The following is a 26195-nucleotide window of genomic DNA, read 5'->3' on the forward strand; positions in this document are numbered from 1 at the left end:
ACCGCATGAAGTTCGGGGACGCGAGCCGGTCGGGCCCGCGTCCCCTCATACCCCAAATTACGTGACAAATTCGGGCAAAGAAACCTTGATGACGCCGCCCCGTGATTGGATCGACATCAACTGGGCTCATGCCGGCCCTGCAGATGTGTCGCGCTGGATCGCGGTGCTGCCGCTGGCGGCGACCGAGCAGCACGGCCCGCATTTGCCGCTCGAGACGGACGTGCTGATCGCGGACGCCTATCTCGCGCGCGTGCGCGAGGTGCTGCCCGAGAACATTCCGGCCAGCTTTCTCCCCGTCGAACCGGTCGGCATTTCCACCGAGCATATCGACTATCCGGGCACGCAGACGCTGCCGACCGAAATTGCGCTGAAGAAATGGACAGAGATCGGCGCTGAGGTCGCGCGGCGCGGCGTGAGGAAGCTCGTCATCATCACCAGCCATGGCGGCAACAGCGCGGCCATGATGCTGGTGGCGCAGGATCTGCGCGCGCATCAAAAACTGTTCGTGGTGACGACGTCGTGGTCGCGGCTATCAGGGGCGGACAAATTGTTCCCCGCCGATGAAGTCCGCCACGGCATTCACGGCGGCGCGGTCGAGACCTCGATCATGCTGGCGCGCTATCCGGGTCAGGTGCGCAAGGATGCGATCGCGGATTTTCCCGCGAGCAGCGTGGCGCTGGAAAAGCAGTATCGCTGGCTGTCGACACAGCGCCCCGCACCGTTCGCCTGGCAGGCGCAGGATCTGAACGCCAGCGGCGCCGTCGGCAATGCGACGCTGGCCGTCGCCGAGAAGGGCGAGCAGCTGATCGATCAGGGCGCGACCGCCTTCTGCGAGCTGCTGGCCGAGGTCGATAACTTCGACGTGAACAGGCTCGCCAAAGGCCCCCTCGGCTAGCCAGCATCCAATTGAAACTATTTGGGAAATAACCGACTTCCGGGAGCGCCAGGTGCGCTTTCGAACCTGACACGGCATGCCTCCGTCCAACTGGGCACGCGGGCCACAACGGACCGCCTCAACCCCGGATGGAGTTTCACATGTCGATCAAGACCAAGATTGCCGCCGCAGCTCTCGCTGCCCTCGCCGTCACCGGCAGCATCGTTTCCACCACATCCGCGGCCGAAGCCAAGCAGCCCGGCTGGGTCTGGGGTGTCGGTGCCGGCATCGCCACCGCCGCCGTCGTCGGCTCCGCGATCGCCGCCAGCAACGATCCCTATTACTACGGCTATCACCGCTGCGGCTGGGTCGCCCAGTACAACGCCTTCGGCCAGTACGTCGGCCGCGTTCGTACCTGCTACTGATTTGAGTACCTGAGGCCGATCTCCCACGTGGATCCTGCGTCCGACACGGGCGCCTCATCCACCCCGTGTCGTGCCCCCGACCCGCCCGGCTGTCCCCCCGGGCGGGTCAACCATTTTGGGCCCGAGACATTGTTGCAGCCCCGTCACACAGCGGTGCGAACCATCCTCTGCGGCAATCCGCACTAGTTGCTATTGCGAATTAATCGCAATAACGTTCGCAACAGGCTCAGGGGCTTGGGACGAAGTCGCGACGAATCGAGATCATCTCGGCCGATCGCGTCGGCAACTGAGGCCTGATGACAGAGTGGCCGCGAATCGGCTGGGATATCGCGGCGAATGGACACATTCGCGTTTGGGGGCGTGCGTTTTGACGTTGAGAGGTCACCGTTACAGGTATTTGCGGACGGCCGCGGCGATTGCCACGGGCGTGATGGTTTTTCCCGCGGTCGGCCGCGCGGCCGATCTGCCGCTGAAGGCACCGGCCCTGAGAGCCGTCTATGACTGGACCGGTCTCTATATCGGCGCACATGCCGGTTACAGCCGCGGCTCGTCGCACTTCGCGCTGAACGATGGCACTGCCATCAGTGACAGCGGCGTCTTCAGCGGCACGATCGGCGGCGTGCAGGCGGGCTACAATTACCGGCTCAACTCCGGCTGGCTGGTCGGCGTCGAAGGCGATTTCTCGTTTCCCAACTACATCACCTCGAATTCGATCGTCTCGTTCCTCGCAACTCCGGCCAACACGGTCACGCAGCAATGGGACTACACCGCCAGCCTGCGCGGCCGCGTCGGCTACACCAGCGGTCCGTGGCTCGTCTATGCCACCGGCGGCTTCGCGTGGATGGGCGAGCGCTATTTCGACGCGCCGGCCTCAGGCGAAGCAGTCCCGAAGATCCTGAACACGCGGCCGGGCTGGATTGCGGGCGCCGGCATCGAATACGGCTTCGCGCCGCATTGGAGTGCGCGGCTCGAATATCTCTACAGCCGCTTCGACAGCGCCAACGTCGCCTTCTCGACGGGCGCGCAATACACCTCCTCCGCACTCGACTTCCAGACCATCAGGCTCGGCCTCAACCGCAAGGTCGATTGGCCGGGCGTGCCGGGCTACAACCCGAACAGCTCGCTGATCGACACGGAATCGGATCGCTGGGAGATCCACGGCCAGAGCACCTATCTGCCGCAAGGCTATCCGTCGTTCCCCGCCCTCTACAGCGGGCCGAACTCGCTCTCGCCGTCGCGGCAGGCCAAGGCCACCTGGAGCAACAGCCTGTTCCTGAACGCGCGGCTGTGGGACGGCGGCGAGGTCTATTACAATCCCGAGCTGCTCCAGGGCTTTGGACTGAACGACACGGTCGGCGCGGCGGGCTTCCCCAACGGCGAAGCGCAGAAGTCGAACTTCCCCTACCCGCACTACAACACCTCGCGCCTGTTCGTGCGCCAGACCTTCGGCTTCGGCGGCGAGCAGGAAGAGCTCGCGAGCGGGCAGCTCCAGCTCGGCCAGAAGGTCGACGTGTCCCGCCTCACCGTGCAGGCCGGCAAGTTCGCGGTGGTCGACGTGTTCGACGGCAACGCCTATGCCAAGGACACCCGCAAGGACTTCATGAACTGGTCGCTGTGGGCGCCGGGGGCCTTCGACTATTCCGCCGACAAGGTCGGCCTCACCTACGGCGTGACGGCCGAGCTCAACCAGAAGCAATGGGCGCTGCGCGGCGGCTATTTCCTGATGGTCTCCGAGTCCAACTCGAATCATTTCGACACCAGGGTCGGCGAGCGCGGCCAGTACGTGCTCGAGCTCGAGACGCGCTTCTCGCTGCTCGGCCAACCCGGCAAGCTCCGGACCATGGGCTGGGTCGACAGTGCGAACATGGGCAGCTTCCGCGAGACGCTGGACAATCCCGCGCTCAATCTCGACATCGCCCAGACCCGGCGCGGCCGCCTGAAGTATGGCTATGTGCTCAACCTCGAGCAGGCGATCACGGATGACGTCGGATTGTTCGGGCGCTGGAGCTGGAACGACGGCCGTTTCGAAACGCTGGCCTTCACCGACATCCATCGCAGCCTGTCCGGCGGCTTGTCGATCAAGGGCACGAAATGGGGCCGCCCCGACGACGTGATCGGCATCGGCGGCGCGATCAACGCGATTTCGCAGGACTATCGCGACTTCCTCGCCGCCGGCGGCCTCGGTGTTCTCGTCGGCGACGGCGCGCTCAACTACCGCAAGGAGCGCATCCTCGAAACCTATTACGCCTACGCACTGAACAAGAACGTCACGCTCACCGCCGACTACCAGCTCATCGTCAATCCCGCCTACAACGCGGATCGTGGTCCGGTGTCGGTATTCTCAGGACGGCTGCACGGGGAGTTCTGAGCCGCCACGGCTCAGAACAGGAGCGCGACACCCGAGACGAACAGCAGCGCGAGCACGATCTTGCGGAACACGGCCTCGTCGATCCGGCCGAACAGTTTCAGCCCCAGCCACGTGCCGGCGAACAGGAACGGCAGGCCGAGCGCGAACAGCTTGACGGTGTCGAGCGTGAGCGATCCCTTGACGCCGAGCCAGAGCGCCGCCATGGCGAACACCACGACCGCGACCGGCTGAAACGTGGCACGCTGCGCGTCCTTGGGCAGGCCTCGCAGGTTGCACCAGATGGTGACGACGATGCCGGCAAGGCCGGTCAGCCCGCCGAGCAGGCCGTTGACGAAACCGACCGTCATATCTGCGGCCGGCGGGACGACGGCCGCGAGTTTGAGCTGCGGCCGGAAGAATGCGTACAGACTATAGGCGATCAGAATAGCTCCAACCGCGATGCGGACGCTCTTCGGGTCGGCCCAAGTCAGAAGCGACACCCCGGCCGGCACGCCAAGGACGGCGCCGATCACAAAGGGCCACAGCCGGCGCCAGTCGAGCGCCGCGCGCAGCTTCCAGACTGAGTAACCCTGCACCAGAAGGCCGAAACCGACGATCAGGCTGGCGCTCTGAAGCGGCGTCAGCACGTAAAGCCACAACGATGCCGCGACGAGGCCGAAGGCGAAGCCGGAGAGACCGGCGACGAACGCGCCGGCGAAGGTGGCCAACAGAAAAAGCGGAAGCTCGATCGCGATCCCGTCCATTGCTCGCTCCATAGATCAGCGAGCAGCGCTTGCGTGGGATCACCACTTCACGGGGAGGCTGCGACATCCCCAGGATGCAAGTCTAGGTGAAGCTCGTTCCTTCCACAATGACCTTGTTACGCTGCCCGGATCGCGTCCAGGAATTTTCCGACCTCGGTCTTGAGACGCGTGCTCTCGCCCGACAGCGACCTGGCGGAGGCGAGGACGTTGGCGGAGGCCGATCCGGTCTGGCTCGCGCCGTGCTGCACGTCGACGATGCTGGCGGAGACCTGCTGGGTGCCGCGCGCCGCCTGCTGCACGTTGCGGGAAATCTCGCGCGTCGCCGCGCCCTGCTCCTCGACCGCCGAGGCGATGGCGGATGCGATCTCCGACATCCGCGTGATGGTGTCGCCGATCGCCTTGATGGCGCCGACGGAATCCTCGGTCGCCGCCTGGATGCCTGAGATCTGCTGGCTGATCTCGCCGGTGGCCTTGGCGGTCTGTTCGGCCAGCGCCTTGACCTCGGAGGCGACCACCGCGAAGCCGCGTCCGGCCTCGCCGGCCCGCGCCGCCTCGATGGTGGCGTTCAGCGCCAGGAGATTGGTCTGCCCCGCGATCTGGCTGATGAGCTCGACGACGTCGCCGATCCGCCCCGCGGCCTTGGCGAGCTCGCCGACATGGTCGTTGGTCCGCTCGGCCTGCTGCACGGCTTCGCCGGCAACGCGCGCGGAGTCCTGGACCTGCCGGCTGATCTCGTCGACCGACGAGGCCATTTCCTCGGCCGCCGCGGCAACGGTCTGCACGTTGGTGGAGGCCTGTTCGGACGCGGCTGCGACGGTCGCGGTGACCTGCTCGGACTGTTCGGCCGTGCTCGTCAGCGTTCCCGCCGACACTTCGAGCTCTGAGGACGCCGACGCGACGGTGTTGATGACGTCCCCGATCATGGTCTCGAAATCGCGCGCGATCTGGTCCATGCGCTGGCTGCGCTTGAGCTTCGCCTCGGCCTCGATCGCGGCCGCTTCGTCGGCGGCCTTCTTGGCGAGGAGCGAATCCTTGAAGTGCTGGAGCGAGCCCGCCACCTGGCCGATCTCGTCATTGCGGCCTGTCGCCGGAATCTCGACGTCATGCCGTCCGGCGGCGAGCGTGCCGATCACGTCGGCTAGTCTTGCCAGCGGCGTCACCACGCGGCTGCGCAGCATCATGGTCACGCCGCCGAGCGTGCCGAGCAGCGCCAGCACTGCGACGCCCGCAAGCGCCAGCATCGCCAGCGCGCCGTCACGCGAGGCCGAGGCGCGCTCACCCGCTTCCGCGAGCGCAGCGTCACGCACGCCATAGAACATCTGGATAGCCGGCACGATGACGCTGGCGAGTTCTTCGGCGCTGATCCCATATTTGCCGTCTGCTCTCGCCGCAGGCATCTCCTTGTCCACAACGGGCGCTGCTTTTCCGAAATAGGATTCCGTCGCTGCCTTGAACGCGGCGGCGATACGAGGCGGGCTTCCAAGCTGATCGATGCCGGCCTCGATGCGCTCGCGGTCGGCCTCGACGCGGCCCTGCATGCGATCCATCAGCGAGAATTCGGCCGCCGTGAGCGGCCGGCGTGCGCTCAGCGCCGGCGACAGCGAGGCGGCGCGGCTGCCGGCCGAAACACGCAGATCCTGCGCCGTTCGCGCCAGGTTCAATAGCGCCGCAAGCGAGGAATCGGCATTGATGACCTTGGCTTCGAGGCGGTTCATGACCGGTTCGATGCCGGCGAGGATCTCGGCGACGCCGGGCAGGAAGCCCTTGATCGCAGAACTGTCGCGTGCAGCCAGAGGAACGCTCATCGCGCGATCTGCGGCCGTGCTGATCTCCTTCAGCCGCCGCGCGGCACGATCGAGATTTTCGGCCATCGCGGCGCCGTCATCCAGCACCATGATGGCGCGCCTGGCGGCCTCGAATGCGGTTTCGGCGGCTTTGGCTGCCTTCGCGGCAGCGTCGATCTGCGCCTGCGTGGCGGCGCCTTCCTGGAAGATCGGTCCGATGTACGGCGCGCGGAGGCCGGCGACCTGCTGGCTGACCATCAGGGTCGCACCAAAAGCGTCGACCGCCCTGATCGCGTCGGAGCGGTTCGTGAAGATGCGCGCCTGGGGTATCAGCACCTCGGCGCCGAGGATGACTGCAAAAACCGTCACCGTCAGCATCGACAGCGCGAAAAGCTTCCCGATCCGCATCCCCGGTCCCCCAAATGCATTTACAAATGCGGAGAACCTAGCCAGCGGCCACTAAGGCCCCGTTAAGCACGTGCCCGTAGTTCCGCGGATGTCATGTCGTCGCAGACCGCCCGGAACACAGTCCGTCACGCGGTTCCCTCGCGGTGATGGATGCGACAGAATTGCCAGCATTTCCGCACTGAATACCTATATCAATGCGTGTGCCGGCAGCCGCCTGCCATACTTGCTTACCTCGGAACGTCAATGCTCTCGGTCGAAATCGTCATCGTCGTCGTCCTGATCGTCATCAACGGCCTCCTGTCCATGTCGGAGCTGGCGGTGGTCTCGTCTCGCCCGGCCCGCCTCTCGCTGCTCGCAGCCAAGGGCGTGCGCGGCGCCGAGCGGGCGCTGACGCTGGCGGCCGATCCCGGAAAATTCCTCTCGACGGTGCAGATCGGCATCACGCTGGTCGGCGTGCTCTCGGGCGCCTTCTCCGGCGCGACGCTCGGGCAGCGGCTGACGCAATGGCTGATCGAGCTCGGCCTGTCCTCAGGCATTGCCGACATCGTTGGCGTCGGCCTCGTCGTCACGCTCATCACCTACGCCACCCTGATCGTCGGCGAGCTGGTGCCGAAGCAGGTGGCGCTGCGCGACCCCGAGAGCATCGCAGTCAGGGTCGCGCCGGCGATGCACCTGCTGGCGAAGATATCGCTGCCGCTCGTCTTCCTGCTCGACGTCTCCGGCAAGCTGATCCTCACGCTGCTCGGCCGCGGCGGCAGGGCCGAGGAGAAGGTTTCGGAAGACGAGATCCATCACCTCGTCAGCGAAGCCGAGAGCGCGGGCGTGCTCGAGCCCGGCGAGAAGGAGATGATCGCCGGCGTGATGCGGCTCGGCGATCGGCCGGTCGGCGCCGTCATGACGCCGCGCACGGAGGTCGACGAGATCGATTTGAACGACTCGCCGGAAACCATTCAGGAGATCATCGCGAAGAGCCCGCATTCGCGCTTTCCGGCTTCCGACGGCGATCGCGACAAGCCGATCGGCGTGCTCCAGGCCAAGGACCTGCTGGTCGCGTACATGAACGAACGCACGCCCGACCTGCGGGCGCTGGTCCGCGAAGCGCCGAGCATTCCGGCGTCGGCGGATGCCCGCGACGTGCTCACGATCCTGAAGGCTGCTCCGGTTCACGTCGGCTTCGTCTATGACGAGTACGGCGCCTTCGAAGGCGTGGTCACCGCGGCCGACATCCTGGAATCGATCGTCGGCGCGTTCCATTCCGAGGAAGGCCCGCCGGAGCCGGCTTACGTCAAGCGCGCGGACGAATCGCTGCTGGTCGCCGGCTGGATGCCGGTCGACGAATTCGGCGAGCTGCTCGGCATCGAGCTGCCGCCGCATCGCTTCAACACGGTGGCGGGCCTCGTGCTGCAGCAATTCAGCATGCTGCCCGATGTCGGCGACGCCTTCGACCTCGGCGGCTGGCATATCGAGGTGGTCGATCTCGACGGCCGGCGGATCGACAAGATTCTGGCGAGCCGGCGGGGTGAGCAGGCGGCGGCGTGAGGTGAGGACGCTAAACTCTCCACGTGTCGTCCCGGCGAAGGCCGGGACCCATAGCCACATGATTGAGTTTGGCGATGACTGGCAATTGCACGGTACTGCTACCTGCACATTGCCGATAAATCACGCGGTATGGGTCCCGGCCTTCGCCGGGACGACAGCGGAGTTTGTGGTCGGCACCCACGCCAAACCGCCAGACCCCCTCACCCGAACCTCACCCCGATCCGCTTTTCCTTGCGCCAGACCACGGTGCAGGGCAGATGCGTTCCCTCGGCCTGGATGAATAGGGTGAAGTGTTCGGGGATGCCGACCGGACTGGTGACGTCGAGCGCCGCGCCGGTGTCCGAGAAATTGCGAACGGTGCAGTCGATCGCGCCGCCGCCGAACTCGATCGTTCCGGCCTTCAGCACCCGATGCCTGGCTTTGTTGCGGCGCTCGTCCATAGGGTGAATTTACACCCAAAGTTGAAGTAAATGCTAATTGCCAGCCTCGCTCGCGGTGAATTTACACGAACGGGCCCAACGTGGCCGCGGGCGGAGCGATCACCGCCGGCTGAAACGTCTCCGCCCGTGCCATCCGCCAGGCGTCGGCGAACCGCGGGTCTTCGGTGCCTTCGAGCAGCTCGCCGGGGCGCAGCGCCGGATAGAGCTGTGCGAAGGATTTGACCTGGGTCGTCGACGTCCGCTGGTTGAAATGGATCGGGCGCAGCTGCTGCGGATGCTCGAGGCCGGCCGCGGCGATCAACTCGGTCAGCGAGTGCAGCGTCGCATGGTGATAATTGTGCACGCGGTCGATCTTGAGCGGCACGTAGAGCGCGCGCGCCCGGGTCGGGTCCTGCGTCGCAACACCGGTCGGGCAGCGGTCGGTGTGGCAGCTCAGCGACTGGATGCAGCCGAGCGAGAACATGAAGCCGCGCGCCGAATTGCACCAGTCGGCGCCGATCGCCATCGCGCGTGCCATATCGAAGGCGGTGGCGATCTTGCCGGAGGCGCCGATCTTGATGCGGTCGCGCGCATTGATGCCGACCAGCGCGTTGTGGACGAAATTGACGCCCTCGCGCATCGGCATGCCCAGATGGTCCATGAACTCCAGCGGCGCCGCGCCGGTGCCGCCTTCATTGCCGTCGACAACGATGAAATCAGGATAGATGCCGGTCTGAAGCATCGCCTTGCAGATCGCCAGGAATTCCCAGGGATGACCGATGCACAGCTTGAACCCGGCCGGCTTGCCGCCGGACAGGCGCCGCATCTCCGCGATGAACTGCATCATGCCAACAGGCGTAGAGAAGGCGCGGTGCGAGGCCGGCGAGATGCAGTCCTCCCCCATGGCGACGCCGCGGATCTTGGAAATCTCCTCCGAGACCTTCGCCGCCGGCAGCACGCCGCCATGGCCGGGCTTGGCGCCCTGGCTGATCTTGAGCTCGACCATCTTGATCTGGTCCTGGCCGGCGACGCGCGCGAACGCTTCGGGATCGAAGGAGCCGTCGAGATGACGGCAGCCGAAATAGCCGGAGCCGATCTCCCAGATGATGTCGCCGCCCATCTCTGCGTGATAGGGGCTGAAGCCGCCCTCGCCGGTGTCGTGCGCGAAGCCGCCCTTCCTGGCGCCGGCATTCAGCGCCCGCACCGCGTTCGGGCTCAGCGCGCCAAAGCTCATCGCGGAGACGTTGAACACCGAGGCCGAGTAGGGCTTCTTGCAGTCGGGCCCGCCGATGGTGATGCGGAATTTCTCCTCGGCGTGCGCCTTCGGCGAGACCGAGTGATGCATCCACTCATAGCCCTCACGGTAGACGTCCTCCTGGGTCCCGAACGGACGCTTGTCGAGCTCCATCTTGGCGCGCTGATAGACCACCGCGCGGGTGTCGCGCGAGAACGGCATGCCGTCCTTTTCGCTCTCGAAGAAATACTGCCGCATCTCGGGGCGGATCTCTTCGAGCAGGAAGCGGATATGCGCCGAGATCGGGTAGTTGCGCAGCACCGCGTGGCTCTTCTGCAAGAGGTCGCGGACGCCGAGCAGCGTCAGGGCGCCGAAGATCAGGATCGGGATCAGCAGGATGTCCGAGATCTTGTGGTCGGCGATGCCGATGCCGATCAGGAGCGCGGTGACGACCGCGCAGATCGTCAGCACGATGAAGCGCGGCGAGAATGGCAGCAGCAGGGTCTCCATGACCCCCTCCTCCGCCAGTGCCAGACGTTTGGGCGATTCCTGCATTTTATTGTCGGCCACGATCCCATCCTCTCGCCGGCATGAGGCGGTACGATACGCCCGCCCCTGTCATACGGATATGACGCGGCCCTTGTTTCAGGCTAGCGAAATCCGCCGGCGCAGATCAATCCGCCGAGAGGTTAGGCTTTTGCAGCGCAGCAGAGGGGGCGGGAATAGCAGGAGCAGCTAGCGGGGCAAGACGCCTTAGCCACCGCCGTCGTCCTGGCGAAAGCCAGGACCCATTACCCCTAAACGGGGTTGTTGCGAAGACTGACAACAGCCAGTCTTCGCCAAACTTGATTCGGTGCGTATGGGTCCTGGCATTCGCCAGGACGACACCGAAATAACGAGCGGCGCTTAGCGCTCGACGAAGGCCTTCTCGATCACGAAATGGCCGGGCTTGTTGCCGCTGCCTTCGATGAAGTCGCGGCTCTCGAACATCACCTTGAGCTCTTCGAGCATCGCCGGGCTGCCGCACATCATGATGCGGTCGGTCGCGATGTCGAGGGGCGACTGCCCGATGTCGTTGAAGATCTGCTCTGAGTTGATGAGGTCGGTGATGCGGCCGCGGTTCTTGAACGGCTCGCGGGTCACGGTCGGGTAGTAGACCAGCTTGTCGGCGAGCAGCTCGCCGAACAGCTCGTCCTCGCGCAGGGTCGCGACCAGCTTCTCGCCATAGGCGAGCTCGGAGACCTGGCGGCAGCCATGCACCAGCACGATGGACTCGAACTGGTCATAGACCTCGGGGTCCTTGATCAGGCTGGCGAACGGCGCAAGGCCGGTGCCGGTCGAGAGCAGCATCAGCCGCTTGCCGGGAAGCAGGTTGTCGGTGATCAGCGTGCCGGTGGCCTTGCGGCCGACCAGGATGGTGTCGCCTTCCTTGATCTTCTGGAGGCGCGAGGTGAGCGGACCGTCCTGCACCTTGATCGAGAAGAACTCGAGCTCTTCCTCGTGGTTGGCGCTCGCCATGCTGTAGGCGCGCAGCAGCGGACGACCGTCGACCTCGAGGCCGATCATCGCGAACTGGCCGTTCTGGAACCGGAAGCCGGTATCGCGCGTGGCGCGGAAGCTGAACAGCGTGTCGGTCCAGTGGTGGACGGAAAGAACCTTCTCTCGGTAAAACGCGCTCATGATTTTCGATATTCCGAATATTTGCGGTTTTAGGGCAAAAGCGTTGCCCGGCCCTGAAATCGGGGGCGGTCACCATTTGCCATGGCGGAGGATTTCGCGTGTGTGATCTACGCCATTGAGACCAATAATCAACCTCGTTTCGGATGCAATTGATGCCGATCAAACCGGCATTTGCGGCAGAACTGGTCGCATCATTAATGAATCTGCTGCCGGGCGCGCGAAGCGGGCAATTTCTTTTCCCGCCAAGGCTCGATTGCAGCACTTAATTTCCGTCGCGCTCGCGAGAATTTCATTAAGAATAGCTCTGATTTTCACCCCGGTACGGCGCCGATTCCCGCATTTTTGCGGCTTTTGGCGCCAGGAACGACCGAAACAGGCGACTGAAACGGATGGCTGGCAGCGAGCGGATCTTCGTCCAGGCGATCAGGCGCTATTGCGCCCGCCACGGCATTGCGGTCGATGTCCGCGCCGGCGGCTGGCTGATCGCGATGCACCTCGGCGAGACGCGCCGCTTCGCCTTCGGCTACGATATCGGCCTCAACAGCGCGGTCGCGCATCGCCTCGCCAACGACAAATCGGCGACCGCCGAGGCGCTGACGCTGGCGGACGTGCCCTGCATTCCGCATCAGCTCTTCCTCAACCCGAGGCTGGGCGTGCACGTCGCCGGCCCGGGCTGGCGTGAAGCCATGCTGGCGCTGCTCGCGCAGAATCCGCAAGGCATCGTGATGAAGCCGAACGAGGGGACATCGGGGCGCTCGGTGTTCAAGGTGACGATGGTGGCAGAACTCGACCACGCGGCCCGCGAGGTTTTTTCGATGAGCACGGGGCTCGTGATCTCGCCCTATGTCGCGATCGAGGAGGAGGTCCGTGTGGTGCTGCTCGATGACGTGCCCCTCGTCGTCTACAGCAAGCAGCGTGGCTCGGATTGGCGGCACAATCTCGATGCTGGTGCAAAGCCGGTGCTGCTGGAGGCCGGCGAGGCTCGCACGGCTTGCGTGAAGCTCGCGGTCGATGCCGCGCGCGCCATCGGCATCATCTTCGCTTCCATCGACGTGGTGCGCGTTGACGGCTCCTGGCGCGTGCTGGAGATCAACTCCGGCGTGATGATGGAAGCGCTGGCGAAACTGCATCCAGAACTGGTGCAGGCGACGTATGACGCGGCGCTGGACCGGGTGTTTGCTGAGGTAAGCTGAGCGCCTGCTTCCCTTCTCCCCTTGTGGGAGAAGGTGGCGCGAAGCGCCGGATGAGGGGTTCTCTCCACTCGCAACACCACTCGTGGGGATAGAGACCCCTCACCCGGCTTCGCTTTCGCGAAGCCACCCTCTCCCACAAGGAGGGCTTTGCACAGAGGTCTGGTCTGGCGCCCGGGAGCCGTAGTGGGCTTTTTTGATCCGAGTCCGCTGCAGTGAGCAGCATTGCGCTCATTTCATCCTCCATTATCCCCTGCTTTTTCAAGCGCAGGCGGACTGCTAGCGTGGAGCGGCCAAGGCGCCAGCCGCGCGACGCAGATTGTAGGCGCAGCAGGCGAGCACGATCAGCACCTGGTTGCGCTCGAAGGTGAAGAAGCGCAATCGGCGCAGGCCGTAGTGCTCCTTGAACACGGCGTAAGGACGCTCGACGGCTGAGCGCACTTTGGCGATCAGCTTGTTACGCCGCTTCTGCCGCGGTGGCAGTTCGGGATGATGCTTGTTGGGCCGACGCATCAATCGGTCCTTGATGCCGGCTTCTCTCAACCGTGCGTGCCGGGCATGCGTGTAATAGGCCTGGTCGCCGTAGACCGCTTTCTCATCGCCACAGAACAAGCGATCCGCCGGCTCGGTGTCGGTGATCGAAGCATCCGTCACATGGACGCGGCGAATGAGGGTGTGGCCTGCATCCACACCCGTGTGGACCTTGTAGCCGAACACGCTCTTCTTGCCCTTGCGGCCCCAGCGGGCATCGCGATCCGCTGACGGTTTGGGCGGCTTCTCCTCCGCATCCTTGCGCGGCTTGCGTGGCGGATTGGCTCGCGCCGGGATCAACGAGGCGTCGACCAGCGTGCCCTGCTTGAGGATCAGCTTCTTGGCCTCCAACTGCCGATTGATCTCGGTAAAAATCTTCTCGATCAGCCCGTCCTTGGCGAGCTCCTGCCGGAACCGCCATAACGTGCTGTGATCCGGCGTCGGATCGTGCAGGCTCAGGCCAACAAAACGCCGGAACGACAATCGATCCGCAACCGCTGCTTCCAGGGCGGGATCAGACAGATTGTGCCATATCCCGGCGAGCTAGCAGCGCAGCAAGACTTCCGCCGGATAACTGCTGTTGCCGGCGCCAGCGCCGCCCCGCTTGCCAAGCAGCGATCGTAGCGGCGCCCAATCGACGACCGCTTCGACCTCATCCAGGATGCTGCTTCGCGGCGCATGAACCAGCCCGTCCGCCAAGCTCATCTGACCGACATTGCGCTCAACCATGGCTCCCCTCGCCAGAATCAGCCATGCTTTAGAGAATCACGCGGCCGCAATTGCGCAAAGCCCTCACAAGGGGAGAGGGTGCAGCGAGATCGCGGCGCGATCATCGCAATACAAGCCGCCTAATTATTCGCGCTGGCGGAATCGTCCATCGCCTTGAAGGCTTCCTCCAGCTGCAGCGAGATCGGCACGTTCAGCCGTTCGCCTGTGGGCAGCCGTGCGATGAACCATTTGTTGTAGAGCGGGACGAGGTCGCGGTTGGAGCCGAGCTTGCGGAAGGCGCGCTCGACCACGGCCGAGAGCTGCGGCTCGCCCTTCTTGAACATGATGCCGTAGGGATCGTAGGACAGATAGTCGCCGGTGACGCGGAACTTGTCCTGCGCCTTGTGGCGCGCGATCAGGCCGAACAGCAGGATGTCGTCGGTCGCGAACGCGTCAGCCTTGCCGTCGGCGAGCATCTGGTACGACTGCTCGTGATCGGGCGAGGTGACGATGTTGAGGCCGAGCGAGAACTTCTTGTCGACCGCATGCATCGCCTGCTCGTTGGTGGTGCCCTTCGTCACCACCACGGTCTTGCCCTTCAGATCGGTGACGGCCGACACGCTGGAAGCTTTCGGCACCATCAGCTTGGTGCCGGCGACGAACATCAGGGGCGAGAAGGCGACGCGCTTGCCGCGCTCGGCGTTGGCGGTGGTCGAACCGCATTCCAGGTCGATCTTGTTATGCAGCACGGCATCGATGCGGTCGTCCGAGGTGACCTTGACGTAGTCGATTTTGAGATTGGGATCGTCGACCTCGACGCCGATCTCCTCGACGATGGCCTCGCACAGTTCGAGGCTGTAGCCGATCGGACGACCCGACTGGTCGAGGAAGGAGAACGGCGGCGAGCTCTCGCGATAGCCGAGCCGCACGGTATGCGCTGTCTTGATGGCCGACAGCGTCGGGCTAAGCCCTTCGCTGCCGCGCGTCTGCGCTGAGGCGCCGGTTGCCAGCAGACACGCTGCCAGCAACAGGCTGCCCGATATCGCCAATGAGCGGCGCATGATGCACCTCCGTCAATGGCCGGCCATCGCGGGCAATTCGCCGGGCACCATGTCCGGCGTTGCCACCTCGCCCGGCCCGAGCTCGTGCTCCGGCCCGAGCTCGCCTTCCCATTTCGCGACCACGGCGGTCGCCAGCGAGTTGCCGATCACGTTGGTGGCGCTGCGCCCCATGTCGAGAAAGGTGTCGATGCCCATGATCATCAAGAGGCCCGCCTCGGGAATGCCGAACTGCGACAGCGTCGAGGCGATCACGACGAGGGAGGCGCGCGGCACGCCGGCGACGCCCTTGGAGGTGATCATCAGGGTCGCGAGCATCGCGAGCTGCGTCGCGAGCGACATCTCGATGTGGTAGGTCTGCGCGATGAAGATGCTGGCGAAAGTGCAGTACATCATCGTGCCGTCGAGATTGAAGGAATAACCGAGCGGCAGCACGAAGCTCGAGATCCGCGACGAGGCACCGAACCTGGTCAGCCCCTCCAGCGTCTTCGGGTAGGCCGCTTCCGAGCTCGCGGTCGAGAACGCGATCATCAGCGGCTCGCGGATCAGCTTCAGGAGATGGCTGTAGCGCGGCCCGATCACGAGGAAGCCGACGACCATCAGGATGACCCAGAGGATCGCGAGCGCGAGATAGAAACCGCCCATGAAGACGACGAGCTTCCACAGCACGCCGAGGCCGTTCTTGGCGACGGTTGCGGTGATGGCGGCCCACACCGCGAGCGGCGCGAACAGCATCACATAGCTCGTCACCTTGAGCATGATGTGGGCGACGTCGTCGATCATCGCCAGGATCGGCTTCGACCGCTCCGGCATCGAGCCCATCGCCACCGAGAAGAACACGGCGAAGATCACGATCTGGAGGATCTCGTTCTGCGCCATCGCATCCGCGATCGAGGTCGGGATCAGATGGGTCAGAAATTTCTCGATCGAGAAGGCCGACACCGGCAGGCCGGTCGATTGCCCAGCCTGCGGCAGCGTGCCGGGGAAGTTCGCGCCGGGCTGAAGCAGATTGACCATGACGAGGCCGAGCAGCAGCGACACGAAGGAGGCGCTGACGAACCAGCCCATGGTCTTGGCGAAGATGCGCCCGAGCCGCGAACCGGTTCCCATATGCGCGATGCCGCCGACCAGCGTCGCGAACACCAACGGCGCAATGATCATCTTGATCAGGCGCAGGAACATCATGGCGATCAGGTTGATGGAGGAGGCCCAGTCGGCGCGCGTATCGGGCAGGAAGTTGTAGATCGCCGAGCCCATGACGATGCCCAGCACCATCGCGCCGAGGATGTATTGCGTAAACCTGTTCGACATTGAACGACCCCCACTAACACCGGCCGCTTCATGATGTCGCAGATATAACGATGACGCAACACGCTTGGCGCGTGATCGCGTTGGCCGGATGTTCCCGTTGTGAAACGATCCTGCGCGATCTAGCCTTCATGCAGCGCACAACGAACGCGGCTTGCACGTTTTCTTTGCGGCGGCTGCATCAATAATCGTCAAACAAACGAAGAGGGGAACGCCATGAGCGGCAACACCAATCATCAGATTCTGCTGGTGGAAAAGCCCAGCGGCAAGCTCGGTCCTGAACATTTCAAGATGATCGAGGGCGCGATGCCGGAGCCGAAGGACGGCGAGGCCTTGCTGCGCGTGCGTTACATCTCGCTCGACGCGGCCAACCGCGCCTGGATGCACGGCGCAACCTATCGCTCGGCCGTCGAAGCCAACAGCGTGATGGCCGGCGGCGCCATCGCCGAGGTCATCAGCTCAAAGGCAACGGGGCTCGCGGCGGGCGACATCGTGTTCGGCGACACCGGCTGGCAGGAGTTTGCCGCAGTGCCGGCGAAGCATCTGACGAAGATGCCGAAGCTCGAGCCGATGACGCATCTGCTCAGCGTGTTCGGCATCGCCGGCCTCACCGCCTATTTCGGCCTGCTGGAGATCGGCAAGCCCAAGGAGGGCGAGACGGTCGTGGTCTCGGCGGCCGCGGGATCGGTCGGCTCGATCGTCGGACAGATCGCCAAGATCAAGGGGTGCCGTGTCATCGGCATCGCCGGCGGCGCCGACAAGTGCCACTGGCTGACCTCCGAGCTCGGCTTCGATGCCGCCGTCGACTACAAGGACGGCGCCGTGTTCAAGGCGTTGCGCGCGGCTGCGCCCAAAGGCATCGACGTCTATTTCGACAATGTCGGCGGCGACATTCTGGAAGCCTGCCTGCCGCAAATGAACAATTACGGCCGCATCGCCTGCTGCGGCGCGATCTCGCAATATGACGGCGCGCCCTCCGCGCACGGCCCGCGCGGCGTGCCCGGGCTGATCGTGGTGAAGCGGCTCGTGATGCAGGGCTTCATCGTGATGGACTACATGAAGGACAGCCAGCGCGCGCTTGCCGATCTCCAGGCCTGGGTGAAATCCGGCAAGCTGAAGGTGCAAGAGGACATCATCGATGGCCTCGAGAACACGCCGAAGGCGCTGATCGGTTTGCTTGCCGGCGAGAACCGCGGCAAGCGCATGGTGAGGCTGACGACGTAGATACGTAGCAATCGCATAAACATTATCTACTTGCGGTAGAGACCAAAGCGGCCAAAGATGCCGCTCGCGAGGCACTACTCGCGACGATTGCGCTTGCATACCTTTTCAAAATGGTCGGCGTTGCCGATCGGGCAGGAATTCACTCAGATGTTCAACACGTTGAAACATGCATCCGCGCGTACCGCGTTGCTGGCGGCAGCGCTCTTCGCAACTGCAACAGGAGCCTTCGCGCAAGCGCCGACCGAGGCCCAGAAGAGCGCGATCCGGTCCGCATGCCGCTCGGACTTCATGGCGCATTGCTCGAGCGTGACGCCCGGCGGCGTCGAAGCGTATCAATGCCTCGCCAAGAACATGTCCAGCCTGTCGTCGGGATGCCAGGCCGCGGTTCGCGCGGTCGAGCCGGCGGCCGCGCCGAAGACCGAAGCGGCACCTGCCAAATCTGAGCCCGCCAAATCTGAACCTGCAAAGACGGAAGCTGCGCCCGCCGCCGAGCCGGCGGCCAAACCGGCAGCGGCAGCCGCCCCGAAAGCGGCAGCGCCAAAGCAGCCGAGCCCTGCGCAGGTCTCCGCGATCAAGAGCGCCTGCCGCGGCGACTATCCCAAGGTTTGCGCCGGCGTGCCGCCGGGCGGCGCGCCCGCGCTCGAATGTCTGGAGAAGAACAAGGCGAAGGTGTCGGCGGGCTGCGCCAAGGCCGTGAATGCGGCTTTCGGCGGCGGTGCGGCAGCGGCCGCGCCTGCTGCTGGTGCTGCACCGGCTGCAGCCGCAGCGCCTGCCGCGGCACCGGCCGTGATCGTGCTGCGCCCATTGCTGCCGCGCGAAGAGCTGTTCATCGTCCGGTCGGCCTGCGGCACCGACATTCGCACCATCTGTGCCGGCGTCGCGCCCGGCGGCGGCCGCATCATCCAGTGCATCTCCAACAATGCCGCCTCGCTGTCGCCCGCGTGCAAGGACGTGCTCGCCCCGTTCGCCGCACGCTAAGGCGGGGCATGATCACGTGCCAGGGCGCGTGATCATGACGAAGCGTCGCGCGAATGAATTTTCGCGCGGCTGCGACGACAAAACATCCGATTTCAATCACGACAAGACCGGGAGAAAGACATGCGTTCGTTGCTGCTGATCGCTTCCGCGCTCCTCGCCTTTGGGGCAACCATGACGTTCGAGGCCACCGACGCCAATGCGGTGGTGTGCGCCCGCGGCGTCTATCGCGCCGGTTGCGCCGGGCCGAACGCAGCCGTCGTGGTCCGCAAGCCGGTTCCGGTGGTCCGCTGTACCCGGGTGCTGGTGAACGGCGTCTACGTGAAGCGCTGCGTCTGACCCCTGGGTGGTCAATCCGGCCCGGTTTGGCTATGGTTCGTGCCTGAGCATTTTGGACACGCGTAAAACGCGGATCCGAAAGCGAGCTTTGGCGTGCCGGCCTTGCCGATAATTCCGCTGGCGCCGGACGTCGGAGCACATTAGTCTACCCCTAGATAGTAAGTATACTGTCAATTAGGGAGGCAGACGTTGCGGATCGCCGTGATTGGCGGGGGGCCCGGCGGGCTCTACTTCGCCTATCTCTGGAAGAAGCGTCATCCCGAGGATCAAGTCGACCTGTTCGAACAGAACCCGGCCGACGCGACCTGGGGCTTTGGCGTCGTGTTCTCCGATCAGGCCCTGGAGTTCCTGCGTGCCGACGACCCCGAGACGGTCGACGCGATCGCCCCGCATATGGAGAGCTGGGAGAACATCACGCTGAACCTGCATGGCGACAGCGTCGCCATCGACGGCGTCGGCTTCTCCTCGATCGGGCGGCTCGAGCTCCTGAGATTCCTGCAGCAGCGCGCGCTCGATGCCGGCGTCACGCCGCGCTTCGACACGCCGGTTCACGCGATCGACCAGCTCAACGGCCATGATCTCATCGTTGCCGCCGACGGACTGAACTCGCTGGTGCGCCGCGCCTATGAGGGCGATTTCGGCACCTCGCTGTCCTACTCCTCCAACAAATTCGTCTGGTACGGCACGTCCAAGCGCTTCGACACGCTGTCGCAGACCTTCGTGAAGACCGATCGTGGCGTCTTCAACGCCCATCACTACCGCTATTCGCCGACCATGAGCACCTTCCTGGTCGAATGCGATTACGCGACCTGGCAGGCCTATGGCTTCGCCTACAAGGACCTCGAGCAGTCCAAGGGCGTCTGCGAGGAGGTGTTTGCCGACACGCTCGGCGGCCATTGCCTCGTCTCCAACAAATCGGTCTGGCGCAATTTCCCCTGGGTCTGGAACGAGCACTGGTCGTTCAAGAACATGGTGCTGATCGGCGACGCCCTGCACTCGGCGCATTTCTCGATCGGCTCGGGTACGCGGCTTGCGATCGAGGACGCGATCGCGCTGGTCAAGGCGTTGGAATCGGACGCGCATCTGACCACCGCGCTGCAGCGCTACCAGGCCGAACGCAAGCCGGTGGTGCAGAAGCTCATCAATGCGGCGCGCACCAGCGCATTCTGGTACGAGCACTTCGCCCAGCACATGCAGCTCGATCTGATGGATTTCGCCTACAGCTACATCACCCGCTCCGGGCGTATCGACGATGCACGCCTGCGCCACATGTCGCCGGCCTTCATGGCGCGGTACGAGGCCGCAAAGAACGGTGCAGGCGGCGGCGGGGATGCGGACGGCGAGGTTACGGCATGAGAAACGAGATTCGTGACCAAGTGCCCGCCGACAGCCCGGGCGCCTGCGAGATCGGCTTTGCCGTTCCGCAGATCTATAACGCGAGCCGCGTGCTGTTCGACAATCTGGCCCAGGGCCGCGGCGACAAGCTCGCCCTCATTGGCCCCGCGGGCACGCGCACCTATGCTGAGCTTTGCGCGGAGGCCTGCCAATGGGGCAACGGCTTTGCTTCGCTCGGCCTCACGCGCGGCGACCGCGTGCTGCTATTCCTCGACGATACGCCGGCTTATCCCGCCGCCTTCTTCGGCGCGGTGCGCGCCGGCTTCGTGCCGCTGCTGATCAATACGCTGACGCCGCCGGACCTGCTGCAATTCTATCTCGCCGATTCCGGCGCTGCCGTTGCGGTGGCGGACGCCGAATTCTGTGCGCGCTTCAATACGGAGGCATGCAAGGACACGAAGCTGCATACGCTGATCGTCGTCAATGGCGCGGTCGGTGAGCATGCCGCGCCTGCCGCGGTCGCGGCGACGAGCTGGCTCGCGCAATTCCCGACGGAGCTCACCGAAGCGGACACCGATCGCAACGAGATGGCGTTCTGGATGTATTCCTCTGGCTCCACCGGCCGGCCCAAGGGCATCGTGCATCTCCAGCACGACATGGCCTATAGCGAGGTCGCCTTTGCCCGGAATGTGCTGAAGCTGACGCCGGATGACATCTGCTTCTCGGTGCCAAAAATCTTCTTCGCCTACGGCTTCGGCAACTCCGTCACCTTCCCGTTCTCGGCGGGAGCGGCGACGCTGCTGCTGCCCGGCCAGCCGAAGCCGGCGGCGATCTTCGCAGCGATCGAGCAGTTCAAGCCGACGGTCTTCTTCGGCCTGCCGACGCTCTATACCTCGCTGACCAAGGCCGAGGGCGCAGAGAAGACGAATTTCTCGTCGCTGCGCATGGCGCTCTCCGCCGCCGAAGTGCTCTCGGTAGAGGTCTTCAACGGCTGGAAGACGCTCACGGGGCTCGAGATCGTCGAAGGCCTCGGCTCGACCGAGGTGCTGCACATCTATCTCTCCAACCGTCCCGAACAGAAGAAGCTCGGCGCCGCGGGCCTGCGCGTGCCCGGCTACGAGGTCGCGCTGCGCGACAAGGACGGGCGTGAGGTCGGCGACAACGAGGAAGGCATCTTGTGGGTACGCGGCGATTCCAACACACCGCTGTACTGGAACCGGCCGGACAAATCCGCCGAGACCATCCGCGAGGGCGGCTGGATCTACACCGGCGACCGCTTCGTCCGCGACGCCGACGGTTTTCACTTCTTCCGCGGCCGCGCCGATGATCTCATCAAGATCTCCGGCCAGTGGGTCTACCCGCTCGAGGTCGAGCTGTGCCTCGCCGACCACCCCGATATCCGCGAATGCGCCGTCTTCGCCGCCGAGCTGCCGGACCGGCGCATGACGCTGAAGGCCGTGGTGGTGATGAACAACCGCGCGGTGGACCAGGGCGAGGCGACGCGGAAGCTGCAGGATTATGTGAAGAGCAAGCTGCTGCCGTACAAATATCCGCGCGAGGTGATTTTTATCGACGAGCTGCCGAAGACGGGGACGGGGAAGATCGACCGGCAGGCGCTGTTGAGGATGTGAGGCGATAGTGCCGCCACACATTCGTTGTCGTCCCGGCCTAGCGCGCAACTGCGCGCGGGGGGCCGGGACCCATACGCCGCAGCAATAGTTGTGGCACGAGCTGGTCATTTCTAGCCTTCGCCCAACTAAGTTTTGTGGTTATGGGTCCCGGTCTTCGCCGGGACGACAGCGGAGTTTTTAGCTGCCACCTCGGCTCGCCCACACCACCCTCACCCACCCTTGCCCAAATGCTCCAGCGCGTCCTCCGCCCGCAGCGGCACCCGTGACGCATCGTTGTTGAGGTCGACGAGTTGCACCAGCAGCCCCATCAGCGCCTTGCGGTCCGCGGGCTTGAGCGGCTCCAGCATGCGGGCCTGGGCGCGCTTGACGGCGGGGATGATCTCGCGCAGGATCGCCGCGCCGGATTTCGTCAGATAAAGCAGCTTGATCCGCTTGTCCTCGGGTGCCGGCTTGCGCTCGATATAGTCCTTGGCCTGGAGACGTTCGATCACGCTGCCGAGCGTGGAGCGGTCGAAGGCGATCACGGCCGAGAGTCGCGTCGCGTCGATGCCGGGATGGGTGTGGATGGCGATCAGCGCGGCATATTGCACCGGCGTGAGGTCGAACGCCTTGCACTCCTCCATGAAGATCGAGACCGCGATCTGCTGCATGCGCCGGAACAGATAGCCCGGCGCGGCATAGACCGCGTCGATCGTGATCGGAGCGGCTGGTTTACTCGGCATCGGGCTGCCGCTCCGGCGCGGCATTGGCGAACGCAGGCAGCGCCTTGGCGGCGGCCTCCGCCGCGAGCAGGCGCGGATAGGCCGAGACATCGACGCCGAAGCGGCGCGCATTGGCGAGCTGCGGCACCAGGCAGAGATCGGCGAGCGTCGGCGCATCGCCGAAGCAGAACGGGCCCGCCTCGTTCTTGATCAACGTTTCACAGGCCGACAGGCCCTCGCGGTTGACCCAGGCGGCCCAGTCCTGGACCTTCTCCTCGGCAAGGCCAAGCTCGCGCAGCCGCGCCAGCACCTTCAGATTCTGCACCGGATGGGTGTCGCAGGCGATCGCCAGCGCGAACGCGCGCACCCTGGCGCGGCGCAGCGGATCCTTCGGCAGCAGCGGCGGGTTGGGGTGCGTTTCGTCGAGCCATTCGATGATGGCGACCGATTGGGTCAGCACTGCGCCTGCATCGTTCTCCAGCGCCGGCACCAGGCCTTGCGGATTGATGGCAAGATAAGCGGGCGCACATTGCTCGCCCTTGCGTAAGTGATGCGGCAGATGCTCGGCGCCAAGGCCTTTGAGGTTCAGCGCGATTCGCACGCGATAGGCGGCGCTTGAGCGGAAATAGCCGTGCAGCTTCATCGGAACCCTCCCTCATATTTTCTGTCATTCCGGGGCGGCTCGAAGGGCCGAACCTGGAATCTCGAGATTCCGGGTTCGATGCTTAGCATCGCCCCGGAATGACGACCTATCAGAGACGTTCAAGATTGACGCTACAAAGATTGTCAGTATGCTGTCAATCTCGACGAGAACGACGACGGGAGCCGCGCCATGGAAGCCGTGACCAAGACGCCGGAACGCGAGGCGTTTTACAAGAAGATCGACGGCGAAAATCTCACCGCGCTGTGGACGGTGATGAGCGACCTGATCACGCCGGAGCCGAAGAGCGCCTGCCGGCCGCACTTATGGAAATTCGACGTCATCCGCGACTACATGACCGAGGCCGGCAAGCTGATCACGGCCAAGGAAGCTGAGCGGCGCGTGCTGGTGCTGGAGAACCCGGGCCTGCGCGGACAATCCAAGATCACGACCTCGCTCTATGCCGGCGTGCAGATGGTGGTGCCCGGCGACGTCGCGCCCGCGCACCGCCACAGCCAGTCGGCGCTACGCTTCGTGCTCGAAGGTAAGGGTGCCCACACTGCGGTGGACGGCGAGCGCACCGCGATGGAGCCCGGCGACTTCATCATCACGCCATCGATGACCTGGCATGACCATTCCAACGAGACCAGCGAGCCGATGTTCTGGCTCGACGGCCTCGACATCCCGCTGGTGCAGTTCTTCGACTGCTCCTTCGCGGAAGGCTCCAAGGAGGACCAGCAGAAGATCACCAAGCCGGCCGGCGACAGCTTTGCGCGCTATGGCCACAATCTGCTGCCGGTCGATGTGAAGCGCAGCTCGAAGACCTCGCCGATCTTCAGCTATCCCTATGCCTATACCCGCGAGGCGCTGGAGAAGGCCAGGACGAGCCAGGAGTGGGACGCCTGCCACGGGCTGAAGCTGAAGTTCAGCAATCCCGAGACCGGCGATTTCGCGATGCCGACCATCGGCACCTTCATCCAGCTGCTGCCGAAGGGTTTTAACACCGCACGTTATCGTTCGACCGATGCCACCGTGTTCTGTCCCATCGAAGGCCGTGGCCGCAGCCGCATCGGCGATGCCGTGTTCGAATGGGGCCCGCGCGATCTGTTCGTGGTGCCGAGCTGGCACTGGGTGACGCACGAGGCGGATGAGGACGCCGTGCTGTTCAGCTTCTCGGATCGGCCGGTGCAGCAGAAGCTGGACCTGTTTCGCGAAGATCGCGGGAACGCGTGAGCCCGAGGCATTGGCCTCACCCTCGGTGTCGTCCCGGCGAAGGCCGGGACCCATAACCCCAGGGAGTGGTTTGGCGAAAGCTCGTAGTTGAGCCTTCGTTGGTACGGCGACCGTCGGACCTCGATAGATCACGCGGTATGGGTCCCGGCCTTCGCCGGGACGACAACTACCGCCAGTGCAACAGCCGCGTCTCCAGCCAGCCGATCACCTTGCCCACCGCAAGCCCGAACACGGACAGGATCACCACGCCCGCGAGCAGCTGATCCGTCTGCATCAGATTGCCGGCCTGCAGCACGAAGGCGCCGATGCCGTATTGCGCGCCGATCATCTCGGCGCTGACGACCAGCAGCAGCGCGACGGAGGCGGTGATGCGGAAGCCGGCAAGGATCGCGGGCAGCGCGCCCGGCCAGATCACCTTGCGCACGATCGTGGCGAAAGGAACGTTGAAACTCTGCGCCATGCGGATGAGGTTGCGCGGCACCGCATCGACGCCGCTATAGACAGAGATCGCGGTCGAGAAGAACACGCCAAGCGCAATGGTCGCGATCTTCGGCTCTTCGCCGATGCCAAGCCAGAGGATGAGCAGCGGCAGCAGCGCGATCTTCGGGATCGGGAACAGCGCCGAGATGAAGGTGATGCCGACGCTGCGCGCCAGCCGCGACAGGCCGATGGCAAATCCCACCGCTACGCCGGCCACTGTGCCGAGCAGCCAGCCGACGCCGATGCGCAACAGCGAAGCGGACAGATGCTGCCACAGCGCGCCCGAGATCGCGAGCTGGTAGATCGCCCGCGCGATGGCTGAGGGCGTCGGCAGGAACAACGCATTGACGAGGCCGGTGCTGCCGGCGGCCTGCCAGATTGCGATGACGAGCGCGAGCGCGATCCAGCCGCCGTAGCGGCTCGAGGCGGGCACGAAGCCCGCGCCGCGAAAGCGGACGCGCCGGGTCGCTTCGTCCTTCGCTGAAGTTTCCGCCGGGGCGCGGTCAAGCATGCTGGACCTCGCGCTCGGCGTCGATCGCCTCGTTGCGGATCAGCGACCAGATCTGGTTCTGAAGCGCCAGCAGCTTTTCGCGCGCCGCCGCCTCGCCGCGCGCCGCGCGCGTCATCGGCACGGTCACGACCTCGCGGATCCGGCCGGGCCGCCGCGACAGCACCACGATGCGGTCGGCAAGGCGCGCGGCCTCTTCGAGATTGTGCGTGACATAGACCGCGCCCATGCCCCCATCGGCGAGCAGGCGAACAAAATCCTCCATCAAAAGCTCGCGCGTTTGCGAATCCAGCGCCGACAATGGCTCGTCCATCAGCAGGATCGCAGGCTTCACCGCCAGTGCGCGCGAAATGCCGACGCGCTGGCGCATGCCGCCGGAGAGCTGCTTCGGATAGGTCTGGCGAAAATCGGTCAGGCCCGTGCGGCGCAGGGCATCGTCGACCAGCGCACGGCGCTCTGCAGCCGAGAGCTGGGCGTGCAGCAGCGGGAATTCGACATTCTCCTCCACCGTCGCCCAGGGCAGCAGCGCGAAATCCTGGAACACGAAGGTCAGCGGATTGAGACTGTCCGCGGGCGGCGCCCCACGCAGCTCGGGCGCGCCTGATGTCGGCTGCAACAGCCCGCCGAGGATCGACAGCAGCGTACTCTTGCCGCAGCCGGAGGGCCCCACGATCGCCACCACCTCGCCCGCACCGACGGTGAAGGAGACGTCGTCGAGCACGGCGAGATCGCCGAAGCGATGAGTGATGTGATTGGCGATCAGGTCCATTCTGTCTCGTCTATCCTGTTCTCCGTCGTTCCGGGATGATCCGAAGGATCAGACCCGGAACCTCGAGATTCTCAGGTGCGCAAGTGCGCAC

At 64.7% G+C, this 26195-nt stretch carries 24 protein-coding genes; 11 read left to right on the forward strand and 13 right to left on the reverse strand.

The genetic code is table 11. The annotated features are described in order from the left end of the window. Positions 1 to 88: 88 nt before the first annotated feature. The 3 genes from JQ592_RS18790 (at position 89) to JQ592_RS18800 (ending at position 3667) form a co-directional block, all read left to right on the forward strand. Positions 89 to 895 carry a creatininase family protein gene (locus JQ592_RS18790; protein ID WP_211404293.1) on the forward strand — a complete coding sequence of 269 codons (807 nt, stop codon included), beginning with the start codon at positions 89 to 91 and terminating at the stop codon, positions 893 to 895. A gap of 140 nt (positions 896 to 1035) precedes the next feature. Beyond that, positions 1036 to 1299, forward strand: coding sequence for a hypothetical protein (locus JQ592_RS18795; RefSeq protein WP_211404294.1), 264 nt, complete (start codon positions 1036 to 1038; stop codon positions 1297 to 1299). Between the two features lie 430 nt (positions 1300 to 1729). Further along, positions 1730 to 3667, forward strand: coding sequence for a carbohydrate porin (locus JQ592_RS18800; RefSeq protein WP_246820525.1), 1938 nt, complete (start codon positions 1730 to 1732; stop codon positions 3665 to 3667). Positions 3668 to 3678: 11 nt separating this feature from the next. Here JQ592_RS18800 and JQ592_RS18805 read toward each other — a convergent pair whose 3' ends face one another. Together JQ592_RS18805 and JQ592_RS18810 are read right to left on the reverse strand one after the other, a co-directional pair. Then, entirely contained in the window at positions 3679 to 4410 is a 732-nt protein-coding gene (locus JQ592_RS18805) for a sulfite exporter TauE/SafE family protein (RefSeq protein WP_211404295.1), read from the reverse strand. Positions 4411 to 4526: 116 nt separating this feature from the next. Further along, a complete protein-coding gene (locus JQ592_RS18810; protein WP_211404296.1) occupies positions 4527 to 6602 on the reverse strand; it encodes a methyl-accepting chemotaxis protein in 2076 nt (691 codons plus the stop codon). A 243-nt stretch (positions 6603 to 6845) separates the two neighbouring features. Here JQ592_RS18810 and JQ592_RS18815 point away from each other — a divergent pair, with 243 nt between their 5' ends. Beyond that, positions 6846 to 8141 (forward strand): hemolysin family protein, encoded by a 1296-nt coding sequence (locus JQ592_RS18815; RefSeq protein ID WP_211404297.1) that lies wholly within the window; start codon positions 6846 to 6848, stop codon positions 8139 to 8141. Positions 8142 to 8341: 200 nt separating this feature from the next. Here JQ592_RS18815 and JQ592_RS18820 read toward each other — a convergent pair whose 3' ends face one another. The 3 genes from JQ592_RS18820 to JQ592_RS18830 form a co-directional block, all read right to left on the reverse strand. Next, a complete protein-coding gene (locus JQ592_RS18820) occupies positions 8342 to 8581 on the reverse strand; it encodes a PilZ domain-containing protein (protein WP_211404298.1) in 240 nt (79 codons plus the stop codon). Between the two features lie 61 nt (positions 8582 to 8642). Then, entirely contained in the window at positions 8643 to 10304 is a 1662-nt protein-coding gene (locus tag JQ592_RS18825; RefSeq protein ID WP_433996427.1) for an FMN-binding glutamate synthase family protein, read from the reverse strand. 396 nt (positions 10305 to 10700) lie between these two features. Then, a complete protein-coding gene (locus JQ592_RS18830; protein ID WP_211404299.1) occupies positions 10701 to 11474 on the reverse strand; it encodes a ferredoxin--NADP reductase in 774 nt (257 codons plus the stop codon). Between the two features lie 389 nt (positions 11475 to 11863). On the opposite strand from JQ592_RS18830, the gene JQ592_RS18835 reads away from it, so the two are divergent. Beyond that, positions 11864 to 12667 carry an ATP-grasp domain-containing protein gene (locus JQ592_RS18835; RefSeq protein WP_211404300.1) on the forward strand — a complete coding sequence of 268 codons (804 nt, stop codon included), beginning with the start codon at positions 11864 to 11866 and terminating at the stop codon, positions 12665 to 12667. A gap of 276 nt (positions 12668 to 12943) precedes the next feature. Here the strand turns inward: JQ592_RS18835 and JQ592_RS18840 are convergent, their stop codons facing one another. The 4 genes from JQ592_RS18840 to JQ592_RS18855 all read right to left on the reverse strand — a co-directional run bounded on the left by JQ592_RS18840 (position 12944) and on the right by JQ592_RS18855 (position 16272). Next, positions 12944 to 13729 carry an IS5 family transposase gene (locus JQ592_RS18840; protein ID WP_211404440.1) on the reverse strand — a complete coding sequence of 262 codons (786 nt, stop codon included), beginning with the start codon at positions 13727 to 13729 and terminating at the stop codon, positions 12944 to 12946. Positions 13730 to 13738: 9 nt separating this feature from the next. Next, positions 13739 to 13924, reverse strand: coding sequence for a hypothetical protein (locus tag JQ592_RS18845; RefSeq protein WP_211404301.1), 186 nt, complete (start codon positions 13922 to 13924; stop codon positions 13739 to 13741). A 119-nt stretch (positions 13925 to 14043) separates the two neighbouring features. Then, positions 14044 to 14964, reverse strand: coding sequence for an amino acid ABC transporter substrate-binding protein (locus JQ592_RS18850; RefSeq protein ID WP_211404302.1), 921 nt, complete (start codon positions 14962 to 14964; stop codon positions 14044 to 14046). Between the two features lie 12 nt (positions 14965 to 14976). Then, the gene (locus JQ592_RS18855; protein WP_211404303.1) at positions 14977 to 16272 is read right to left on the reverse strand and encodes a dicarboxylate/amino acid:cation symporter; all 1296 of its coding nucleotides are present in this window, start codon (positions 16270 to 16272) and stop codon (positions 14977 to 14979) included. A 213-nt stretch (positions 16273 to 16485) separates the two neighbouring features. On the opposite strand from JQ592_RS18855, the gene JQ592_RS18860 reads away from it, so the two are divergent. From JQ592_RS18860 to JQ592_RS18880, 5 genes are all read left to right on the forward strand, one after another. Continuing rightward, entirely contained in the window at positions 16486 to 17493 is a 1008-nt protein-coding gene (locus tag JQ592_RS18860; RefSeq protein ID WP_211404304.1) for an NADP-dependent oxidoreductase, read from the forward strand. Between the two features lie 147 nt (positions 17494 to 17640). Beyond that, positions 17641 to 18471, forward strand: a complete 831-nt coding sequence (locus JQ592_RS18865; RefSeq protein WP_211404305.1) for a hypothetical protein — start codon at positions 17641 to 17643, stop codon at positions 18469 to 18471. A 120-nt stretch (positions 18472 to 18591) separates the two neighbouring features. Beyond that, complete coding sequence (locus tag JQ592_RS18870; protein WP_008132706.1) at positions 18592 to 18807, forward strand: hypothetical protein; 216 nt, start codon at positions 18592 to 18594, stop codon at positions 18805 to 18807. Positions 18808 to 18996: 189 nt separating this feature from the next. Continuing rightward, complete coding sequence (locus JQ592_RS18875) at positions 18997 to 20163, forward strand: FAD-dependent monooxygenase (protein WP_211404306.1); 1167 nt, start codon at positions 18997 to 18999, stop codon at positions 20161 to 20163. Then, on the forward strand, positions 20160 to 21773 hold the full coding sequence (locus JQ592_RS18880; protein ID WP_211404307.1) for a benzoate-CoA ligase family protein: 1614 nt from the start codon (positions 20160 to 20162) through the stop codon (positions 21771 to 21773). The genes JQ592_RS18875 and JQ592_RS18880 overlap by 4 nt, the downstream gene beginning before the upstream one ends. 209 nt (positions 21774 to 21982) lie before the next feature. Here JQ592_RS18880 and JQ592_RS18885 read toward each other — a convergent pair whose 3' ends face one another. Together JQ592_RS18885 and maiA are read right to left on the reverse strand one after the other, a co-directional pair. Beyond that, the gene (locus JQ592_RS18885; RefSeq protein WP_211404308.1) at positions 21983 to 22495 is read right to left on the reverse strand and encodes a MarR family winged helix-turn-helix transcriptional regulator; all 513 of its coding nucleotides are present in this window, start codon (positions 22493 to 22495) and stop codon (positions 21983 to 21985) included. Further along, positions 22485 to 23117 carry a maleylacetoacetate isomerase gene (gene maiA / locus JQ592_RS18890; protein ID WP_211404309.1) on the reverse strand — a complete coding sequence of 211 codons (633 nt, stop codon included), beginning with the start codon at positions 23115 to 23117 and terminating at the stop codon, positions 22485 to 22487. The genes JQ592_RS18885 and maiA overlap by 11 nt, the downstream gene beginning before the upstream one ends. Positions 23118 to 23306: 189 nt before the next feature. Here maiA and gtdA point away from each other — a divergent pair, with 189 nt between their 5' ends. Next, positions 23307 to 24347, forward strand: coding sequence for a gentisate 1,2-dioxygenase (gene gtdA / locus JQ592_RS18895; protein ID WP_211404310.1), 1041 nt, complete (start codon positions 23307 to 23309; stop codon positions 24345 to 24347). A 166-nt stretch (positions 24348 to 24513) separates the two neighbouring features. On the opposite strand, the gene JQ592_RS18900 is transcribed toward gtdA, so the two are convergent. Together JQ592_RS18900 and JQ592_RS18905 are read right to left on the reverse strand one after the other, a co-directional pair. Next, positions 24514 to 25338 carry an ABC transporter permease gene (locus JQ592_RS18900; protein ID WP_211404311.1) on the reverse strand — a complete coding sequence of 275 codons (825 nt, stop codon included), beginning with the start codon at positions 25336 to 25338 and terminating at the stop codon, positions 24514 to 24516. Beyond that, the gene (locus JQ592_RS18905; protein WP_211404312.1) at positions 25331 to 26104 is read right to left on the reverse strand and encodes an ABC transporter ATP-binding protein; all 774 of its coding nucleotides are present in this window, start codon (positions 26102 to 26104) and stop codon (positions 25331 to 25333) included. Before JQ592_RS18905 ends, JQ592_RS18900 begins: the two co-directional genes overlap by 8 nt. Positions 26105 to 26195 lie beyond the last annotated feature (91 nt).

The organism is Bradyrhizobium iriomotense (genome assembly GCF_018129405.1).
In the GTDB taxonomy this organism is placed as follows: Bacteria; Pseudomonadota; Alphaproteobacteria; order Rhizobiales; family Xanthobacteraceae; genus Bradyrhizobium; species Bradyrhizobium iriomotense_B.

Excerpts from the sequence above, each read along its gene's own strand:
- JQ592_RS18790 (WP_211404293.1), top strand. The coding sequence starts at position 89 with ATGACGCCGCCCCGTGATTGGATCGACATCAACTGGGCTCATGCCGGC.
- JQ592_RS18795 (WP_211404294.1), top strand. The coding sequence starts at position 1,036 with ATGTCGATCAAGACCAAGATTGCCGCCGCAGCTCTCGCTGCCCTCGCC.
- JQ592_RS18800 (WP_246820525.1), top strand. The coding sequence starts at position 1,730 with ATGGTTTTTCCCGCGGTCGGCCGCGCGGCCGATCTGCCGCTGAAGGCA.
- JQ592_RS18805 (WP_211404295.1), bottom strand. The coding sequence starts at position 4,410 with ATGGACGGGATCGCGATCGAGCTTCCGCTTTTTCTGTTGGCCACCTTC.
- JQ592_RS18810 (WP_211404296.1), bottom strand. The coding sequence starts at position 6,602 with ATGCGGATCGGGAAGCTTTTCGCGCTGTCGATGCTGACGGTGACGGTT.
- JQ592_RS18815 (WP_211404297.1), top strand. The coding sequence starts at position 6,846 with ATGCTCTCGGTCGAAATCGTCATCGTCGTCGTCCTGATCGTCATCAAC.
- JQ592_RS18820 (WP_211404298.1), bottom strand. The coding sequence starts at position 8,581 with ATGGACGAGCGCCGCAACAAAGCCAGGCATCGGGTGCTGAAGGCCGGA.
- JQ592_RS18825 (WP_433996427.1), bottom strand. The coding sequence starts at position 10,304 with ATGGAGACCCTGCTGCTGCCATTCTCGCCGCGCTTCATCGTGCTGACG.
- JQ592_RS18830 (WP_211404299.1), bottom strand. The coding sequence starts at position 11,474 with ATGAGCGCGTTTTACCGAGAGAAGGTTCTTTCCGTCCACCACTGGACC.
- JQ592_RS18835 (WP_211404300.1), top strand. The coding sequence starts at position 11,864 with ATGGCTGGCAGCGAGCGGATCTTCGTCCAGGCGATCAGGCGCTATTGC.
- JQ592_RS18845 (WP_211404301.1), bottom strand. The coding sequence starts at position 13,924 with ATGGTTGAGCGCAATGTCGGTCAGATGAGCTTGGCGGACGGGCTGGTT.
- JQ592_RS18850 (WP_211404302.1), bottom strand. The coding sequence starts at position 14,964 with ATGCGCCGCTCATTGGCGATATCGGGCAGCCTGTTGCTGGCAGCGTGT.
- JQ592_RS18855 (WP_211404303.1), bottom strand. The coding sequence starts at position 16,272 with ATGTCGAACAGGTTTACGCAATACATCCTCGGCGCGATGGTGCTGGGC.
- JQ592_RS18860 (WP_211404304.1), top strand. The coding sequence starts at position 16,486 with ATGAGCGGCAACACCAATCATCAGATTCTGCTGGTGGAAAAGCCCAGC.
- JQ592_RS18865 (WP_211404305.1), top strand. The coding sequence starts at position 17,641 with ATGTTCAACACGTTGAAACATGCATCCGCGCGTACCGCGTTGCTGGCG.
- JQ592_RS18870 (WP_008132706.1), top strand. The coding sequence starts at position 18,592 with ATGCGTTCGTTGCTGCTGATCGCTTCCGCGCTCCTCGCCTTTGGGGCA.
- JQ592_RS18880 (WP_211404307.1), top strand. The coding sequence starts at position 20,160 with ATGAGAAACGAGATTCGTGACCAAGTGCCCGCCGACAGCCCGGGCGCC.
- JQ592_RS18885 (WP_211404308.1), bottom strand. The coding sequence starts at position 22,495 with ATGCCGAGTAAACCAGCCGCTCCGATCACGATCGACGCGGTCTATGCC.
- maiA (WP_211404309.1), bottom strand. The coding sequence starts at position 23,117 with ATGAAGCTGCACGGCTATTTCCGCTCAAGCGCCGCCTATCGCGTGCGA.
- gtdA (WP_211404310.1), top strand. The coding sequence starts at position 23,307 with ATGGAAGCCGTGACCAAGACGCCGGAACGCGAGGCGTTTTACAAGAAG.
- JQ592_RS18900 (WP_211404311.1), bottom strand. The coding sequence starts at position 25,338 with ATGCTTGACCGCGCCCCGGCGGAAACTTCAGCGAAGGACGAAGCGACC.
- JQ592_RS18905 (WP_211404312.1), bottom strand. The coding sequence starts at position 26,104 with ATGGACCTGATCGCCAATCACATCACTCATCGCTTCGGCGATCTCGCC.